Source organism: Neptunomonas sp., from assembly GCF_041601355.1.
Classification (GTDB): domain Bacteria; phylum Pseudomonadota; class Gammaproteobacteria; order Pseudomonadales; family Balneatricaceae; genus Neptunomonas.
Genome location: NZ_JBFIIH010000005.1, coordinates 21,443 through 39,378, shown reverse-complemented (window position 1 = coordinate 39,378; position 17,936 = coordinate 21,443). Strand labels below are relative to the sequence as shown.

At 47.2% G+C, this 17,936-nt stretch carries 18 protein-coding genes; 13 read left to right on the top strand and 5 right to left on the bottom strand.

The features are described from left to right. Positions 1-213 precede the first annotated feature (213 nt). Entirely contained in the window at positions 214-1,281 is a 1,068-nt protein-coding gene (locus ABY436_RS01650) for a TRAP transporter substrate-binding protein (protein ID WP_372737287.1), read from the top strand. Between the two features lie 32 nt (positions 1,282-1,313). Here the strand turns inward: ABY436_RS01650 and ABY436_RS01645 are convergent, their stop codons facing one another. Genes ABY436_RS01645 through ABY436_RS01635 form a run of 3 tightly spaced genes read right to left on the bottom strand, consistent with a single transcriptional unit; the run spans position 1,314 to position 2,710 of the window. Further along, entirely contained in the window at positions 1,314-1,796 is a 483-nt protein-coding gene (locus tag ABY436_RS01645) for an ATP-binding protein (RefSeq protein ID WP_372737286.1), read from the bottom strand. After that, a complete protein-coding gene (locus ABY436_RS01640) occupies positions 1,786-2,031 on the bottom strand; it encodes a hypothetical protein (RefSeq protein ID WP_372737285.1) in 246 nt (81 codons plus the stop codon). Before ABY436_RS01640 ends, ABY436_RS01645 begins: the two co-directional genes overlap by 11 nt. Next, the gene (locus ABY436_RS01635; RefSeq protein ID WP_372737284.1) at positions 2,018-2,710 is read right to left on the bottom strand and encodes a heavy metal response regulator transcription factor; all 693 of its coding nucleotides are present in this window, start codon (positions 2,708-2,710) and stop codon (positions 2,018-2,020) included. The genes ABY436_RS01640 and ABY436_RS01635 overlap by 14 nt, the downstream gene beginning before the upstream one ends. Positions 2,711-2,971: 261 nt before the next feature. On the opposite strand from ABY436_RS01635, the gene ABY436_RS01630 reads away from it, so the two are divergent. From ABY436_RS01630 to ABY436_RS01575, 12 genes are all read left to right on the top strand, one after another. Next, on the top strand, positions 2,972-5,035 hold the full coding sequence (locus tag ABY436_RS01630) for a copper resistance system multicopper oxidase (protein ID WP_372737283.1): 2,064 nt from the start codon (positions 2,972-2,974) through the stop codon (positions 5,033-5,035). Beyond that, positions 5,032-5,886: a copper resistance protein B gene (locus tag ABY436_RS01625; protein ID WP_372737282.1), complete on the top strand. Its 855-nt coding sequence runs from the start codon at positions 5,032-5,034 to the stop codon at positions 5,884-5,886. Before ABY436_RS01630 ends, ABY436_RS01625 begins: the two co-directional genes overlap by 4 nt. Positions 5,887-5,939: 53 nt before the next feature. Beyond that, positions 5,940-6,251 (top strand): hypothetical protein, encoded by a 312-nt coding sequence (locus tag ABY436_RS01620; RefSeq protein ID WP_372737281.1) that lies wholly within the window; start codon positions 5,940-5,942, stop codon positions 6,249-6,251. Between the two features lie 148 nt (positions 6,252-6,399). After that, entirely contained in the window at positions 6,400-6,975 is a 576-nt protein-coding gene (locus tag ABY436_RS01615; RefSeq protein ID WP_372737280.1) for a cytochrome c, read from the top strand. Positions 6,976-7,076: 101 nt separating this feature from the next. Beyond that, positions 7,077-7,490 (top strand): cytochrome c, encoded by a 414-nt coding sequence (locus tag ABY436_RS01610; RefSeq protein WP_372737279.1) that lies wholly within the window; start codon positions 7,077-7,079, stop codon positions 7,488-7,490. 270 nt (positions 7,491-7,760) lie between these two features. Then, positions 7,761-9,845 (top strand): elongation factor G, encoded by a 2,085-nt coding sequence (gene fusA, locus ABY436_RS01605; protein WP_372737278.1) that lies wholly within the window; start codon positions 7,761-7,763, stop codon positions 9,843-9,845. 336 nt (positions 9,846-10,181) lie between these two features. Beyond that, positions 10,182-12,269: a DNA polymerase III subunit gamma/tau gene (dnaX, locus tag ABY436_RS01600; protein ID WP_372737277.1), complete on the top strand. Its 2,088-nt coding sequence runs from the start codon at positions 10,182-10,184 to the stop codon at positions 12,267-12,269. 14 nt (positions 12,270-12,283) lie between these two features. Next, the gene (locus tag ABY436_RS01595) at positions 12,284-12,610 is read left to right on the top strand and encodes a YbaB/EbfC family nucleoid-associated protein (protein WP_372737276.1); all 327 of its coding nucleotides are present in this window, start codon (positions 12,284-12,286) and stop codon (positions 12,608-12,610) included. Between the two features lie 3 nt (positions 12,611-12,613). Continuing rightward, on the top strand, positions 12,614-13,210 hold the full coding sequence (gene recR, locus ABY436_RS01590) for a recombination mediator RecR (RefSeq protein WP_372737275.1): 597 nt from the start codon (positions 12,614-12,616) through the stop codon (positions 13,208-13,210). A gap of 9 nt (positions 13,211-13,219) precedes the next feature. Further along, positions 13,220-14,398: a ribonuclease D gene (gene rnd, locus ABY436_RS01585; protein WP_372737274.1), complete on the top strand. Its 1,179-nt coding sequence runs from the start codon at positions 13,220-13,222 to the stop codon at positions 14,396-14,398. Between the two features lie 6 nt (positions 14,399-14,404). Then, positions 14,405-14,692 (top strand): YcgL domain-containing protein, encoded by a 288-nt coding sequence (locus ABY436_RS01580; RefSeq protein WP_372737273.1) that lies wholly within the window; start codon positions 14,405-14,407, stop codon positions 14,690-14,692. After that, entirely contained in the window at positions 14,692-15,135 is a 444-nt protein-coding gene (locus ABY436_RS01575) for a YcgN family cysteine cluster protein (RefSeq protein WP_090728472.1), read from the top strand. Before ABY436_RS01580 ends, ABY436_RS01575 begins: the two co-directional genes overlap by 1 nt. A gap of 143 nt (positions 15,136-15,278) precedes the next feature. Here the strand turns inward: ABY436_RS01575 and rpsA are convergent, their stop codons facing one another. After that, positions 15,279-16,961, bottom strand: coding sequence for a 30S ribosomal protein S1 (rpsA, locus tag ABY436_RS01570; RefSeq protein ID WP_372737272.1), 1,683 nt, complete (start codon positions 16,959-16,961; stop codon positions 15,279-15,281). A gap of 179 nt (positions 16,962-17,140) precedes the next feature. Continuing rightward, on the bottom strand, positions 17,141-17,926 hold the full coding sequence (locus tag ABY436_RS01565; protein WP_372737271.1) for a hypothetical protein: 786 nt from the start codon (positions 17,924-17,926) through the stop codon (positions 17,141-17,143). Positions 17,927-17,936 lie beyond the last annotated feature (10 nt).

Genomic DNA, 17,936 nt, shown 5'->3' with positions numbered 1-17,936 from the left:
TAGTCACTTCAGAGATTAATTTGAAATTAAGCAGCCATAGAGGAACACAGTAATTAAGTCATTAGCTAAGGGGGGCTGTATCAGGCGCGTCAGCTTTGTCTGCCGCAGCTATATTGCCATAACCTGCTTGCTTAAGCGGTTATAGTCAAGTGCTAAAATACCAGCTACTCTGGATATTCAATTAACTCACTACTCAGGGGCTTTGATAAGCCGGTGTTTATTAAAACGTTAAAGAATTACTCAGTCTCACTCTTTCTTGTTGTGCTGATGTCGGCTATGAGCGGCCTGTTGATAGCGAATGATACTATCATTATCAAGGGGGTAGGGACCTGGGGATACTTCAGCAATTATCCAAAACATGAAGGTCCCTTCTGGAATCAGCATATTGCAGATGTCACGGCTGGAGAGATAGTTGGGGAGATAAAACCACAAGATGAGCTGGGCCTGCGCGGTTTTGAAATCATGCACCTGCTTAAGAATGGTGTATTTGATTTTGCCTTTGGGCTACCTGCTTATGCCATGCAGGAAAGCGAAATTTTTGAAGGAGCGGATTTGTCATCTCTGGTGCAGCATATTGGTGTGCAGAGAAAAGTTGCCGCTGCATATTTCCCAACGTTGGAGCGTGCCTTTTCAGAAAAATACAATGCTAAACTGATGATGCTGTATCCATTCCCCAGTCAGATGATCTGGTGCAAGAATCCAGTGAACAGTATTGAAGATCTGAAAGGAAAGCGGATCCGGGTATTTTTAACAACGCTTGGCGATTTTGTCGAAGGGGTTGGTGCTATTCCGGTAAGCGTCGCCTATCACGATGTGCCCGACGCTCTGGCAAAAGATAGGGTTGACTGTGTGATCACCGGGACCATGTCAGCGTATACCGCAAAGTTGTATAAGTTAACACCGTATGGATTTACTCTGCGGGTTGGCTGGGGACTGGCATTCGGTGCTATAAATATCAATAAATGGAACCTGTTGAGTGAGTCTCAACAAGCACTCCTGCAGACAGAAATTTCAACCTTAACCGACAATATGTGGCAGGAAACCGCCACCGAAGATGCCATAGCGCTGGCTTGTTTGTCTGTCGGGCCTTGTTCGCTGGGTGAAACGGGCAATATGGTTTTAGTCGAGCCTTCTGAGGCTGATCTTATCAAGCGCGATAAGGTGGCCGCAGATGTGATCTTGCCACGTTGGGCAAAGCGTTGCGGGCCTGAATGCGCCGCTAACTGGAATCGAACGGTAGGCACGATTCTTCATTTAAGAGCAGAGGTGCCAGCTAAGTAAGGCGCGCTTTTTTGTCGGCCTCGTTGCGTTCGCTAGTGGCTTTTGGCGGACGTAAACTGTTTCGGCGTTACAGGGGTGTCGCTTTGCTTTTGACGGGGTAATAAGGCAGAGAAAGTAACGGCATCGTTATCAGAGTGAACAGAAATGCTACCTCCGTGGGATTCAATAATGGATTTAGTGATCGCCAGTCCCAGTCCTGCTCCTTCACTTTGTTGTTGGCGGGAAGGATCGACCCGATAAAACCAATCAAATAGCCTGGATAGATGTTTCGCTGGAATATTCATACCAGAGTTAGCAATTGAAATACGCGCCATGTTGTCAGTCGGTGTTTCGAGTTGAACGACAACCTTTTCTGTTAAATCTAATGGCTGCATCACTGGTTTGATCAGGTCATTATCGCATTTGGCGAGCCACAGCATGTCGCCGACCATTTTTGTTAAACGCTCAAGCTCCTCTAAGTTGGAATAGATCAGTTCTCTATAGGTTTCGGGCTCTCTGCTTTTGTTAAGCGTCACTTGCGTTTGAGTGATCAGATTGGTTAACGGTGTACGTAATTCGTGGGCAATATCGGATGTTTTCTATCGATTGATTAATCACCTGCAGCTCAGCAGCATCCTGCTCCATAAAGTGGTGATTGACTGACGATATGACCAGAGAGGCTGTGAGAAACAGGCTGAGTCCTGTGGCGAGGCTGACAAATAGCAACACACGCAGTGTGAATGAAATAGGGCGGGCGTTACCCGCAAGCATCACCATCTTCCCAATCCAGTTTGTAACCCATACCACGAACGGTGTGGATAAGTTTAGGTTCAAAATTGTCATCTACTTTTGCGCGTAATCTGCGAATGGCCACATCGATTACATTAGTATCGCTGTCAAAGTTCATATCCCATACTTCGGATGCAATTAAGGTACGTGGCAGTACTTCACTCTGGCGGCGTACCAACAATTCGAGAAGTGAAAACTCTTTCTGGCTCAGTGCAATTTTTTTACCCGAACGAGTGGCGCGACGCCGGGGTAAGTCGAGTATCAGGTCGGCTATGGTCAGTTGGCTTGCTAAATTGGAGCCAGACCCCCGACGTAGTAAGGTACGAATTCTGGCGAGCAGTTCGGCAAATGCAAAAGGTTTAACAAGGTAGTCATCAGCGCCTAGTTCCAGTCCTTTGACGCGATCATCAACACTGTCACGAGCAGTGAGAAATAATACCGGTGTTTGGTGTCCGGCTTCGCGAAATGACCTGAGAATTCGCCATCCGTCGACATCAGGTAGCATCACATCGAGAATGATTAACTCGAATTGCTCTGTCATTGCCAGATGGTAGCCATCCAGACCATTACGAGCCAATGTGATCATAAACCCCGCTTCTGTCAGCCCTTGACGTACATAATCACCGGTTTTTACTTCGTCTTCGACCACAAGAAGTCGCACGGCTTATCTCCTGCCTCAAAAAATGGGGGCTAGTTTAGCGCAAGTTTATCTCACATTTAGCGTAAGTTTAGTCCACGGAAGTTCACCCCTAGATGACTCGCAGATTACAACTTTGTCATCTTTGGGTCATGTGGTTGTCAGAGATGAGGCGTTAGAGTAAGAAACTTGATATATGACAAGTGACAAGGAGCTTTTTAACACGTTAGCAGTCACTTAATAAATAATAGCGTGGTAGGCGGTAGCATCGGAGCATAAGTTAGCATGAAACAAGACGAACCTGCGTTAATTTCTCGCCCTCGTTTGACGCGACGGCTTTTTGTAAAGGGCCTGGCAGCGGGTGGTGTCTTATCGGCAATGCCGAGGCTACTTTCTGCCAACACTAATGATACCCGCCTGGGCTCAGCGCCGGTGCTGAGCGGCCAGCTAATCACTTTGGTTATTGCTGAAACAGCTGTGAGTTTTACCGGTGTCAGACGCATGGCAACCACTATCAATGGATCGATTCCGGCACCTACCCTGCGTTTGCGTGAAGGTGATGAGGTGACAATTCGTGTGAGTAACCGTCTTTCCGTTGCTACCTCCATACATTGGCATGGGATTATCCTTCCTTACGAAATGGATGGTGTGCCAGGAATAAGTTTTCGCGGTATAGCACCGGGAGAGACCTTTGAGTACCGCTTTACGTTAAAACAAAGTGGTACATACTGGTACCACTCGCATAGTGGTTTTCAGGAGATGACCGGAATGTACGGCGCACTCATTGTTGAGCCGCGCGAAGGTGAGTCGATTCAGGCAGATCAGGATCATGTCGTACAGCTATCAGACTGGACCGACGAAAATCCTATGTCTGCTTTTTCCAAATTGAAGGTACAAAGTGATGTTTATAACTTCAATCAACCGGTAGTTGGTGACTTTTTACAAGATGCGTCCAGCATTGGAATGAAAGGTGCTTTTGAAAAACGCCGGATGTGGAACCAGATGCGCATGAATCCTACTGATTTAGCGGATCTTTCAGCGGCAACCTTTACCTATCTGATGAACGGTATGACGCCTGCGGGCAACTGGAACGGATTATTCAATAAAGGTGAGCGTGTGCGACTGCGCTTTATCAATGGCTCCAGTAATACTTTTTATGATGTTCGCATCCCTGGATTGAGCCTGAGTGTTGTGCAGGCCGATGGTCAGAACGTGAAACCGGTTAGCGTCGATGAATTTCGCTTTGGTCCCGGTGAAACGTACGACGTTGTTGTTGAACCTGAAGGTGATGCGTACAGCATTTTTGCACAAAGCATGGATCGATCAGGTTACGCTAGCGGCACCTTGTCGGTTCGTCCGGGGCTTGTTGCTCCTGTGCCAGAGCTTGACCCCGTTGAGTGGTTGGCAATGACCGACATGATGGGAGCAATGATTCATGGTTCAATGGATCACGGTGCAATGGGACATAGCATGGACAATGCTGCTACGAAACCAGCGGTGAAGTCAGGTATGGATCACAGTGCGATGAATCATGGTTCAATGGATCACAGCGCAATGGGTCATCACATACCAGCGATGAAGTCAGGTATGGATCACAGTGCGATGAATCATGGTTCAATGGATCACAGCGCAATGGGTCATGACATACCAGCGGTGAAGTCAGGTATGGATCACAGTGCGATGAATCATGGTTCAATGGATCACAGCGCAATGGGTCATCACATACCAGCGATGAAGCCTGGTATGGATCATAGCCCGATGAAAAACAGTACTATGGATCACAGCCAGCATGGCATGTCACCGAATCCTTTGGAGAAACCTTCACAAACGGTTCGCCATGCAAGCACGGAATATGGCCCGTCTGTCGATATGCGTGTGGATACGCCACGTACTAATTTGGATGACCCGGGTATCGGGCTGCGTAATAATGGCCGGCGTGTATTAACACAGGCTGATTTACGTTCAATTAATGGTGTACTAGATGATGATCGTGCACCGACGCGGGAGATAGAGCTGCATCTGACCGGCAATATGGAACGTTATAGCTGGTCAATAGATGGACTTGAGTTTGGAAAGAGTACGCCGGTATCGATGCGTCATGGAGAGCGGATACGGGTTATTTTGCAGAATGACACTATGATGACTCATCCCATGCACTTGCATGGTATGTGGAGTGATATGGAGTCTGGCGAGGGCGATTTGCTAGTCCGTCGTCATACTATCTCTGTGCAACCCGCCCAACGGGTTAGTTTTTTAACAACGCCGCATGATTTTGGGCGCTGGGCCTGGCATTGCCATCTTCTTTTTCATATGGATGCGGGGATGTTCCGCGAAGTGGTGGTGTCATGAAACGATTAATGAATGTTGAAGTGATAAAGCCGCTGGCAATAATGGCTGTGTTCGTAATGATTAGCAGTCCTTTGATGGTTAGGGCTGAGATGAATCACGCTGAAATGGCTCAGGCAAAAACGGCTAAAGTTGGGGCGCGTGACCCACATGCCTATTCAGGTGGCTATACTTTGGAAGAGGGGCCGTATGCATTAGGAGGTCCACGTCTGCTAAAACTGGCTGACGAACATAAATTTTGGGCGATTCAGGGTGATCGTGTCGAATACGATTCTGATAGTGATACCGGTGTGTTTGATGTGCGAGGCTGGTATGGCTCCACATATGACCGCCTGTATGTGAAATTTGAAGGTGATGTCGCTAACGGACGTTTAGAAGAAAGCCAGACAGATATTCTCTGGAGCCATGCTTACAGTACTTTCTTCGATACGCAATGGGGCATACGATTTGATCAATACGATGAGGGTGTGGGCCGACAATGGCTTGCTGTTGGGTTACAGGGGCTGGCTCCCTACTGGTTTGAGCTAGATATGACTGCTTATATTGGAGAAAGTGGCCGTACGGCTGTCTCAGTTGAGGCCGAATATGAGTTATTGCTTAGCCAGCGGTTGGTTTTACAACCGAGCGCTGAACTGAGTTTATATGGGAAGAATGATGTCGAAAACGGATTAGGTGAGGGGTTGTCGGATGCCTCGCTTGGATTAAGGTTACGCTACGAAATCACACGTCAGTTCGCACCTTATGTGGGTGTCGAGTGGACAAGTAAGCTGGGCCAAACGGCGGATATTGCCAGGGCCGCTGATGAGTCTATTCGTGATACACGTTATGTCGTAGGTATGAGGTTTTGGTTATAACAGGCTTTATCAACGTAAAAATAATATATTTTTAAGATATTCAGGAGTTAATCATGAAGAACAAACAACTTGGCGTATTGATTGCTGTACCTGCACTCATGCTGGCGTTTTCTGCACAGGCCCATAGTCCTAAAGAGCATATGGAAAAGGCAGAGAATCCAGACTGTGCCGCGATGAGCAGCATGGATCATAGCAAAATGGATATGAATGATCCTGTTGTCATGGCGATGATGCAGCAGTGCATGAGTAGCATGCATGGCTCAGCAGAAACAGAGAGCGCACCTCATGGACATGGCAATAGTCATGGCGAACCGATGACCGGTGCTGATAAGGCGGGTGAGCATATGCAGGCTCCCGCTAAGTAATAAATACAAGCAGTAAACAAATGAAAACAGTAATCAAATAAAAATAGCTACTTAATATAGCTTCTTAACATAGCATTTTATAAATGGTTACTTGAGTATGCCCCTGCCGCGAGAGCGGCAGGGGTGGCTACTGACGGGAGATTATCCGATGACAGTTTTAAATAAAAAGGGAGGGTGTTTCAAGCGGCTGATAGCAGTGGCGGGAGCAATGATAGGAGCTACCGTGATAGGAGGCGTGGCGTTTATCTACTCGGGTTTATACCCCATGGGTGCCGATGATCCTCACCATGATATTACCACCTGGGTGTTAGAGACATTGCGTGAGAATTCGATCGCTAGTGCCTCTAAGGACATTGAGGTGCCGTCGGATCTTAGTTCAGTGGATCGCTTACTCAAAGGCGGTGCCGACTACAATGATATGTGTGCTGGCTGTCATCTTAAACCGGATCAAAAGGAAAGTGATTTTACCTTAGGATTGTATCCGGTACCGCCAAACTTAGCAGATAGTACACTGACTGCGGCTGATGAAAAAGCAGTCGATCAGCGAAATTTCTGGATTATTAAGCATGGTATTAAGGCATCCGGAATGCCTGCGTGGGGCCCGGGGCATGATGATGTGCGTATCTGGAACATGGTGGCTTTTCTCAAGCGTTTGCCTGAACTGACGGCGGCTCAATATCAGATACTGACCGCACGTGGAGAAAATGATCCCGGACATCATTAACCCGGATATGGATAGCATAGCCACTAGTCATTAACGATAGTCATTCACTTTAATCACTCACTTGAGTTGCTCACATCAGCCACGAAAGAAGGTTAACAATAATGTACAAGAGAGAAGGGGTAATCGGGATATTTGTAGTGGGTCTTTTGTTGAATAGTCCCTTTGCGTTGGCAGAGCATTTTAATGGCCATGTGAATGTTAAGGTGGGGGCTTTGACGGCTGCGGCGCAAAAGGGGCAGTTGGCTTTTAATAATACGTGTGCCGCATGCCATGGTAATAATGGTGAAGGATCTCTTCAGGGACCTCCGTTGATTCATGCCCTTTATAATCCCGGGCATCATTCTAATCAGTCTTTTTATTCCGCTGTGCGAAACGGCGTACAACAACATCATTGGCCCTATGGAAATATGCCCCCTCAAGAAGGGGTTGGTTTTTCAGATATGGCAGCCATTGTGAAGTTTGTGCGTGAAGTACAGCAGCAAAATGGTATTGTTCAGAAAAAGCACAACATGTAATCTGGATTAAGAGCATTTACTAAAGAGAGTAGTGTGTCAGTTTTGCAGGAATGTACCCGTCAGGAGAAAGATCGGTGCTTGGCCTGCTGATAGAGTTGATATAAAAACAGCACGTTGGAAGCCTGCAAGGTGTTGAGTCCGCGATTTTTTGGCGAGAATATACCCTTTTTCTAAAAAAAGAGCTTTTCTTCTACGGAAAGCCTCCACAATTACGTTCAAAATCCTGTATTATAATGCGCATTTTATGCCCCCTAACATTCGAGTGAAGAAATGTCTGACTTATCACACTACCGTAACATCGGTATTTTTGCCCACGTAGACGCGGGAAAAACGACCACTACCGAACGTATCCTGAAGCTGACAGGTAAAATCCATAAGACAGGTGAGGTTCACGATGGTGAATCTACTACTGACTTCATGGAGCAGGAAGCTGAGCGGGGAATAACTATCCAGTCAGCGGCGATCACCACTTTCTGGAAAGATCACCGCATGAACATCATCGATACTCCAGGGCACGTTGACTTCACTGTAGAAGTTTATCGTTCTTTGAAAGTACTGGATGGTGGTATTGGTGTGTTCTGTGGTTCTGGTGGTGTTGAGCCTCAGTCAGAAACTAACTGGCGTTATGCTGATGAGTCGGGTGTTTCCCGTATCATCTTCGTAAACAAGCTAGACCGTATGGGCGCTGACTTCCACCGCGTTGTAGATCAGGTTGAGAAAGTACTGGCTGCTAAGCCACTCATCATGGTTCTTCCTATTGGTCGTGAAGAAGACTTCGTCGGTGTTGTTGACCTGCTAACTCGCCAGGCTTTCGTTTGGGATGACACGGGTCTTCCTGAGAACTACGAGATCAAAGACATCCCGGCCGACATGGTAGACGATGTTGAAATGTACCGTGAGCAGTTGATCGAAACAGCTGTAGAGCTGGATGACGATCTGATGATGGCTTACATGGACGGTGAAGAACCTTCTATGGAAGATATCAAGCGTTGTATCCGTGAGGGTACTCGTGATCTTAATTTCTTCCCAACATACTGTGGCTCTGCATTCAAGAACAAAGGCATCCAGCTTATTCTTGATGCGGTTGTAGATTATCTGCCAAGCCCAACAGATGTTATCCCACAAGATCTGACGGATGAATTCGGCGAGCCAACAGGTCAGGTTGCAACTGTTTCCGTTGATGAGCCTTTCCGCGCACTGGCATTTAAGATCATGGAGGATCGTTTCGGCGCTCTGACCTTTATTCGTGTTTACTCTGGTAAGTTGAAAAAAGGCGACACCATCCTGAACTCGTTTACAGGTAAAACTGAGCGCATTGGTCGTATGTGTGAAATGGAAGCTGATCAGCGTAAAGAGCTGGATTCTGCTCAAGCCGGTGACATTCTTGCCATCGTAGGTATGAAAAACGTACAAACAGGTCACACACTTTGTGATCCTAAGCACGAATGTACGCTTGAAGCCATGGTATTCCCTGAGCCGGTAATCTCGATTGCAGTTACACCTAAAGATAAAGGTGGAGCTGAGAAGATGGGTATTGCGATCGGTAAGATGGTTGCAGAAGATCCTACCTTCATCGTTGAAACTGACGAAGATTCCGGCGAAACCATCCTGAAAGGAATGGGTGAGCTTCACCTGGATATTAAAGTAGACATCCTGAAGCGTACCTACGGCGTTGAGCTGATCGTAGGCCAGCCACAGGTTGCTTACCGTGAAACTATCACTATACCTCTGGAAGACTCTTACACTCATAAGAAGCAGTCTGGTGGTTCAGGTCAGTACGGTAAGATCGATTACCGCATCAAGCCGGGCGAGCAGAACACTGGCTTTACGTTCACCTCTTCAGTTGTGGGTGGTAACGTACCTAAGGAATTTTTCCCGGCTATCGAGAAGGGTTTCAAGGGCATGATGAATACAGGTCCACTGGCGGGCTTCCCTGTACTGGACGTTGAAATTGAGCTGCTCGATGGTGGTTATCACGCAGTTGACTCCTCTGCGATTGCATTTGAAATCGCAGCGAAAGGCGCTTTCCGTCAGTCTATGCCAAAAGCGGGTCCACAATTGCTGGAGCCGATTATGAAGGTTGACGTGTTCTCCCCTGAAGATCACGTTGGTGATGTTATCGGTGACCTTAACCGTCGTCGTGGCATGATCTCAGGTCAGGAAACTGCAGGTTCAGGCGTTCGTATTAAAGCTGATGTGCCTCTGTCTGAGATGTTCGGTTATATCGGATCTCTGCGTACTATGACCTCTGGTCGTGGTCAGTTCTCTATGGAGTTCTCACACTACGCTGCATGTCCTAACTCAGTTTCTGAGAAGGTTATTGCTGAAGAGAAAGAGCGTAAAGCTAACAAGTAATTATTTCTTAAGTCTTGTTTTGAAACCCCGCTGATGCAAATCACCGGGGTTTTATTTTGTCTGGGTTCTCTGTTTTGGGTGAATTCTTTGATCTCTCACTGTAGTTGCTCTCATCAGCCACAAAAGAAGGTCAAGAATACTGTACAGGAGATAACGGGTAATCGGTGTATTGAAGCGGTGTTTAGAAAAGGTATATCAAAAAGAGGTATTCAAGCGGTGTATTGAAGGGGGCATTTACATGCAAATGACAGCGCTGATGCGCTTTAACTGGTAGCCATATCAGCCCGTAACCGGTAGCATTAGCGTTTGTTTTTCTGGTGATGGCGTCTTCTATTTATGAGTTATCAGGTTCTTGCACGTAAGTGGCGTCCTAAGCGCTTTGCTGAGATGGTTGGGCAGGAGCATGTCCTCAAAGCGTTGGTTAATGCGCTCGATCAGGATCGTTTGCATCATGCTTATCTTTTCACCGGTACGCGTGGAGTAGGTAAGACATCAATCGCACGTTTATTTGCTAAATCCCTGAACTGTGAAGTCGGTGTTTCCTCTGAGCCGTGCGGCCAGTGCAGTGCCTGCCGGGAGATTGCAGAAGGACGCTTTATTGATCTGATCGAAGTGGATGCGGCGTCACGAACCAAGGTTGAAGATACCCGCGAGCTACTCGAGAATGTGCAGTATGCGCCGACACATGGCCGCTTTAAAGTTTACCTGATAGATGAAGTACACATGCTCTCCAGTCATTCTTTCAACGCCTTGTTGAAAACGCTGGAAGAGCCGCCTGCACATGTTAAGTTCTTGTTGGCGACGACAGATCCGCAAAAATTGCCAGTGACTATTTTGTCGCGCTGTTTGCAATTTAATCTTAAGAACCTGATTCCCGAACGCATTGTTGAGCATCTTCAGTTTGTACTGGCTGAGGAAAAAGTCGGTTTTGAAGATCCCGCATTATGGTTGTTAGCGCGTTCTGCCGATGGCTCGATGCGTGATGCCTTGAGTTTAACCGATCAATCGATTGCTTTTGGCAGCGGCACGGTACTCGAGGCAGATGTTCGCTCGATGTTGGGTGCGATTGATCAGCGTTTGGTTTATCGGTTACTGGATGAGTTAACCGCACATAATCCGCGTAATTTACTGGCTGTCGTAGCTGAATTGGCATTGTTCTCTCCGGATTATATGAACGTGCTCGGTGATCTCATCAGCTTGTTGCACCGTGTTGCGGTGGCGCAGGCGATCCCGGATGCGATTGATAACAGTATGGGAGATCAGGAGCAGGTGACGGCGCTGGCACGCCAACTGACCGCGGAAGATGTGCAGCTGTTCTACCAGATCGCGCTGATGGGACGTAAAGATCTGCCATATGTACCGGATGCTCGTGAAGGTTTGGAGATGGTGTTGCTGCGTATGCTGGCGTTTCGTCCGGCTGATAGTGCGCCAAGGCCGGTTCAATTGCAGCATGAGGTTGCTCCTTCTGCATCGGATGCTGGACAATCTGAACCCGCAGAGCAAACCATCTCTCCAGCTCCAGCTCCAGCGCCAGCTCCAGCTCCAGCTCCAGCTCCAGCTCCTGCTCCAGCTCCTCTGCCTGATTCTGATCCTGAGCCGTTAGCGGCCCCCGTTTCTGCCCCGGCTTCGGATTTAGAGCCGCCTCCGTATGATGAGTATGATATTCCGGCGGATGATGCTGACGAAGAGGTAAGCCCGGTAAAAAAGCCACTACTCCCACCGGCCGAGCCTACTGAAAGCTTTGCCGCTGAGGCGCTGGTTGAAAAAGCACAAACCGAACAAGTAGCAGTTAAGCAAGTAGCAGCCGAAAAGACCGCAACGCAACCGGAAGTGAAGCCAGGTGTCAGCGCAGAGGGGCAGGCAGATGCCCGGACTGATCAGCATTCTGAAGTCATCTCAGGCGCTGATTTAAAAACACAAGCTGGCATAGGATCTGAAGCACCTGCGGCACAAGCACCTGCGGCAAAAGCACCTGCGGCAAAAGCACCTACGGCACAAGCACCTACGGCACAAGCACCCACGGCGCTTACAGATTGCCGCGAAGAGGATTGGATTATTCTGTTAGGCCAGATTGGTCTAACGGGGATGACGGCTAATATTGCCAGTAACTTATCGCTTGAGTCGGTGTCTGAGCATAAAATGGTGTTCCATTATCGAAGAGAGCAGGCGGCCGTACTGGATGACGTGCAGAAGCAGCGTATTCAGGATGTACTCTGTGATTATTTTAAAACCTCAATTGAGGTAGAATTCATTAACGCTGTTCAATCGCGGGAAACCCCGGGCCAATGTTTTGCGCGTTTAAAAGCAGAACGTTTGGTGATGGCTGTTTCGGCATTTGAAAGTGATAGCATAGTACAGATGTTAGTTTCGCATTTTGATGGCACGATAGACCGTGATTCCATTGTTCCAATTGACCCGTTATAGGTGAGGTAAAGAGTATGATGAAGGGTGGCATGGGCAACCTGATGAAGCAGGCGCAAAAGATGCAGGAAGAACTGCAGAAAGCACAAGCAGAAGTCGCTAATTTGGAAGTAAATGGTGAATCTGGTGCGGGTCTGGTAAAAATTATCATGAATGGTCGTCACGATGTTAAGCGTGTCGTGATTGATCCTGGTTTGCTGGAAGAAGATAAAGATGTTCTTGAAGATCTGATCGCTGCAGCGGTAAATGATGCTGTGCGTAAAGTTGAAACTCAGTCTCAGGAAAAAATGGCTAAAGTCACCGGCGGCATGGGTATGCCACCGGGTTTTAATATGCCATTTTAAACGATGTCATTCAGTCCTTTAATACAGCAGTTGGTTAGTGCGTTGCGTTGCTTGCCCGGTGTTGGGCCAAAAACAGCGCAGCGCATGGCATTTCACCTGCTTGAGAGAGATCGTCATGCGGCGCTGGAGTTGTCTTCCTCGCTTCGCTTGGCTGCAGAGCAGGTTTCTCAGTGTCAGCAGTGCAGAACACTCAGTGAATCAGAGATTTGTGAGCTGTGTGCATCAAAGAGCCGTGACCGGAGTTCGTTGTGTGTGCTTGAGTCGCCTATGGATGTGCTGGCTATTGAGCATACCAACAGCTTTGCCGGTGTTTATTTTGTGCTGGGTGGCCATTTATCTCCTATCGATGGTATCGGGCCTGATGATATTGGTATCCGTCAGCTAATTGAGCGGGTCAATCAGGGGGAGATAAAAGAGGTTATTGTCGCGACAAATCCGACAGTGGAAGGGGACGCGACCGCTCATTATATTGCTGAGCAATTGAAAGGTGCTTCACTTAAGGTGACGCGTATTGCTCATGGTGTGCCGGTAGGTGGCGAACTGGAATATGTTGATGGTGGCACGTTGGCGCATGCATTGGCTGGGCGGCGGCTGTTTTGAGGCTAATGAATGAAAGATGATAGCTATGACTGGGCTGTTTTAGAGGCGTCGGCCCAGCAGCCGATCCATATTACAAGCAACGCACTGCTGCTTGAATACTGTGCCCGTTGGCAGACATTGCCGATGATTGCGTTGGACACTGAATTTCAGCGCATCGATACTTTTTACCCTATTCCGGGGCTGATTCAAATAGCAGATGATCAACACTGTTATTTGATTGATCCCTTATCTATTGATGATCTATCGCCGCTGAGTCAGGTGTTTTTAAATCCTGCAGTGTTAAAAATTATTCATGCCGGCAGTGAAGATTTAGAGCTGTTTAATCATACCCTGGGCGTCTTGCCCCGCCCGATCTTCGATACTCAATTGGCGGCCGCTTTTATTGGCTGGGGCTTTACCATGGGGTTGCAGCGTTTGCTTGAGCATGCGTTGGATATTCAGATAGGTAAAGGCGAGACAACATCCGACTGGCTTAAGCGCCCGTTGAGCCCTGAACAAGAGGTGTATGCTGCGCTGGATGTTGCTTATCTTCCGGCTATCTGTCTGATGCAAAAAGCAGAGCTCGAGTCGCATGACCGGCTTTCCTGGTTTGTTGAAGAGTCAGAGGTGGCATTACAAACCGCGCTGGATAACGATCCTGATGGGCGTGAGTATTACCGGCGCTTTAGTCAGATGTCGGGTGTGAGCGGTTTTAAGCTGGCGGCGCTACGGGATATCACCATGTGGCGGGAACAGCAATGTCGTTTGAGAGATACGCCGCGCAACTGGGTGCTGCGCAATCAGACGATACTCTCTATTATCAACAGCTGGCCGCGCAATAGTGTTGAGCTGGGTCGGACTGATGAAATTCGCCATAAAGTCGTGCGGGAAGAGGGTGAAGCCATTCTTGCCATTCTGGAAAATGCTTATAGTCGAGGAGATAGCGAAGAGATAACTCCGATTAATCGCCCGTTGCCTGTTTTTTGGAATAAACGTCTTAAAAAGCTCAAGGCGATCGCACGAGACGTAGCCGGTCGTTTAGGTATAGCGCAAGAGATATTGTTGCGTAAGAAAGATCTTGAGGCATTAATTCGTTCGGGGTTGGATGGGCAAGAGTATCAGTTGCCGGATGAGTTGAGCGGCTGGCGTCGTGAAATTATTGGCTTGCCTTTATTGGCTGAGCTTAAACAGTTTGATAAAAATGGTTAGTAGCGCATGATAATTTGTTCAATTTATAAAAGCCCGCGTAAAGATGAAATGTATCTTTATGTTGATAAAAAAGATTTGTTAAAGCGTGTACCTGATGCGTTGGTAGAAATGTTTGGAAAACCTTCGCATTTAATGGATATGCCGGTCAGGCCGGGGCGCAAGCTGGCGCGTGTTGATGTCGAAAAAATGCTGCAAGGGATTAAGGAGAAAGGCTTTTATCTACAGATGCCGCCGCCAAAAGAAGACTATATGCTGGACTTGTATCCTAACCGCCCAGAAACAGGTGTCCGCTAGTGGCACAGGAAGTATTTTGGCGAACCAAGTCGTTAACTGAAATGACTGCGCCTGAGTGGGAGTCATTATGCGATGGTTGCGCGCTCTGCTGTTTGCATAAAATTGAAGATGAAGATACTGAAGAGGTTTTCTATACGACGGTTGTTTGCAATTTACTGGATTTCGATAATTGCCGCTGTACTCAGTATGAGAAACGCAGCCAGTTAGTTCCAAGCTGTGTAAAGTTGCGTCCGGAAGATGTTGAGAGCTTTCACTGGTTACCGCCGACCTGTGCTTATCGGTTGATTCATGAAGGAAAAGAGCTGCCAGAATGGCATCCTTTGATTTCAGGTAAAGAAAACTCGGTGATTGATGCCGGTGCTTCGGTGCTGCATATTTATGAAGTAAAAGATAACGAAATCAGTGAAGATCAGTTTATCGATTATGTATTGTTGGAAGATTAAGCGACATTTACTTTTCTGTGAAAGCATCTGCTGATGCTGCTGAAGTAGATAGCAAGAGGGAGTAAAGAGGGGTTTAAGAGTAGAAATAGGGTATAAAAAAAGGAGCACTGAGTGCTCCTTTTTTGTAGCTTTAAAACAACTGATTAGTTGTTTTTGTTAGCCATTTGCGCCTTGATCAGATCACCGATAGTGGTAGGACCAGCCGTTTCAACTTCTTGTGTGCGAACAGCAGCGATAGCAGCTTTCTCGTCAGCCTGGTCTTTAGCTTTCACAGACAGAACGATTGCGCGGCTACGACGATCAATGTTGATGATCTTCGCTTCAACTTCGTCACCAACTTTCAGTACAGTCGTTGCATCATCAACACGGTCTGTGCTGATTTCAGAAACTTTCAATGTACCTTCGATGCCTTCAGCCAACTCAACAACAGCGCCTTTAGCATCTACCGATTTAACGATGCCTTTAACGATGGTGTTTTTGTCATTTGCTGCTGCATACTCAGCAAAAGGATCGCTGTCTAGTTGCTTGATGCCCAGAGAGATACGCTCTTTCTCTGCATCAATAGACAGGATAACGGCTTCAACTTCGTCGCCTTTCTTGAACTGACGCAGCGCTGCTTCAGCATCGCCTTCCCAGCTGATGTCGGACATGTGAACCAGACCGTCAAGGTCGTTTTCCAGGCCAACAAAGATACCGAAGTCAGTGATCGTTTTGATCTGACCAGATACTTTATCGTTGGTAGCGTACTGCTCAGCGAAAGCAACCCATGGGTTAACTGTGCACTGTTTGATACCCAGAGAAATACGACGACGCTCTTCATCAACATCCAGAATCATAACTTCAACAGCTTCACCGATCTGAACAACTTTAGATGGGTGGATGTTTTTGTTAGTCCAAGACATTTCAGAAACGTGAACCAGACCTTCTACGCCATCTTCGATAGAAGCGAAGCAGCCGTAATCTGTCAGGTTAGTGATACGTGCGTTGCACTTAGTTCCAGCAGGGTAACGGTTTTTGATAGCTTCCCACGGATCTTCAGACAGCTGTTTCAGGCCTAGAGAAATACGACCTGTTTCTTTGTCGAATTTAATGATCTTAACTGAGATCTCGTCACCTGGGTTGAGCATTTCACTTGGGTGAGAAATACGCTTCCAAGCCATATCTGTGATATGCAGAAGACCGTCAACACCACCCAGATCAATGAACGCACCGTAGTTGGTCAGGTTCTTAACGAAACCTTTAGCAACTTGTCCTTCTTCCAGAGCAGCCAGGATTTCATCACGCTGAGCGCTGTTGGCTTCTTGAAGAACGGCACGGCGAGAAACAACAACGTTGTTGCGCTTCTGGTCCAGTTTGATCAGTTTGAATTCGAGTTCTTTGCCTTCAAGATGATCAACATCGCGAACAGGGCGAACATCTACCAGTGAACCAGGCAGGAAGCCCTGGATGTTGTTGATGCTAACAGTGAATCCGCCTTTAACTTTACCGTTGATAACACCAGTAACAGTTTCTTCAGCTTCAAATTTAGCTTCAAGTACTTCCCAAGCTTCAGCGCGCTTAGCTTTTTCGCGAGAAAGTTTTGTTTCACCAAAACCATCTTCTACTGCTTCCAGAGAAACTTTAACGCTATCGCCGATTTTAATTTCCAGCTCGTTAGCGTCGTTTAAGAACTGTACGCGAGGAATAACCGCTTCAGATTTAAGACCAGCGTTAACAGTAACCCAGTCGCTGTCGATATCGATAACTTCACCGATAACAAGCGTACCTGGTTTCATGTCTACATTTAGAAGGGATTCTTCAAACAGTTCTGCAAAGCTTTCGCTCATGAAAGTGTCCTATTAATTGGCCGGGGATAGAAAAAATCCGGCACGTAACCTGTAATGCCAGCTTACAGGGTCAGATTATTTAATGTGCAATTGTATTGCTGGCTAGCCGTCACACATTAGAGAAATTAGAGGCCATATTATACAGTATGCGAAGCGGTCTAGGTAGAGGGTATTCAGTTTTATACTTTATCGTTATCCAGTTTTTCACGTATAGAGAGCTGGCAGGGTGTTAAAACGGATGATAAATCCTGAAAAAGTGCTTCGGTCAGAGAATTGGTGTCTTCGGTGCGGAAAAAGTTAGCCAGTTTGCGCTCTTCGCTACGCGAATTAGCGGCAATTTCTACGCCATCGCCAACGCAAAAGGCGTAAGCGGGTAGGTAATTGCTGATGAGGCTCTGTTTTTTGTCTTCAGATAGCATGAGTCGGTTACGCGTGATGAACGCTTTATACTCGGCAGCGCCTGCGGCCGACATGATTTCTATTTGTATCGTGCTGAAACGTTCTGCATCGGCACTACGGATCAGGTAGGCTTTTAGTTGGTGTTCTACTGAACGGAGTTCGTCTTTGAGTTGTTGGGGTGCGAAATGTTCGTTGAGTTGTTTGTATTCAGTCAGTTCTGTGACCTGTGCTTGCAGTTGTTGTATCTGCGCTTGTAAGGTTTTGTTTTCAGTGAGTAATCCATCTTTATCACGGTTAAGGCCGTATATGATTTTTTGCGTCGGCGTTAGTTTATCCTGATCAAAGGTGGACGATAGCTGGCTTACGCCTAAATCGTCGGCAGTTTCTGTACTGCGGGAACTGCCGACCATCTCGTACCCAAAGCGTTCCAGTTCTTTGCTGTTTTTTACCTGCTGGGAATCAATACGTTGATAGAGAATATAACCACCGATTCCCAGACCAGTGAGAATCAGCGGTATTATCATGGCGAATAAGATGATCTTTTTGTTACGAGCCATTGGTAACATGTATCGTCAG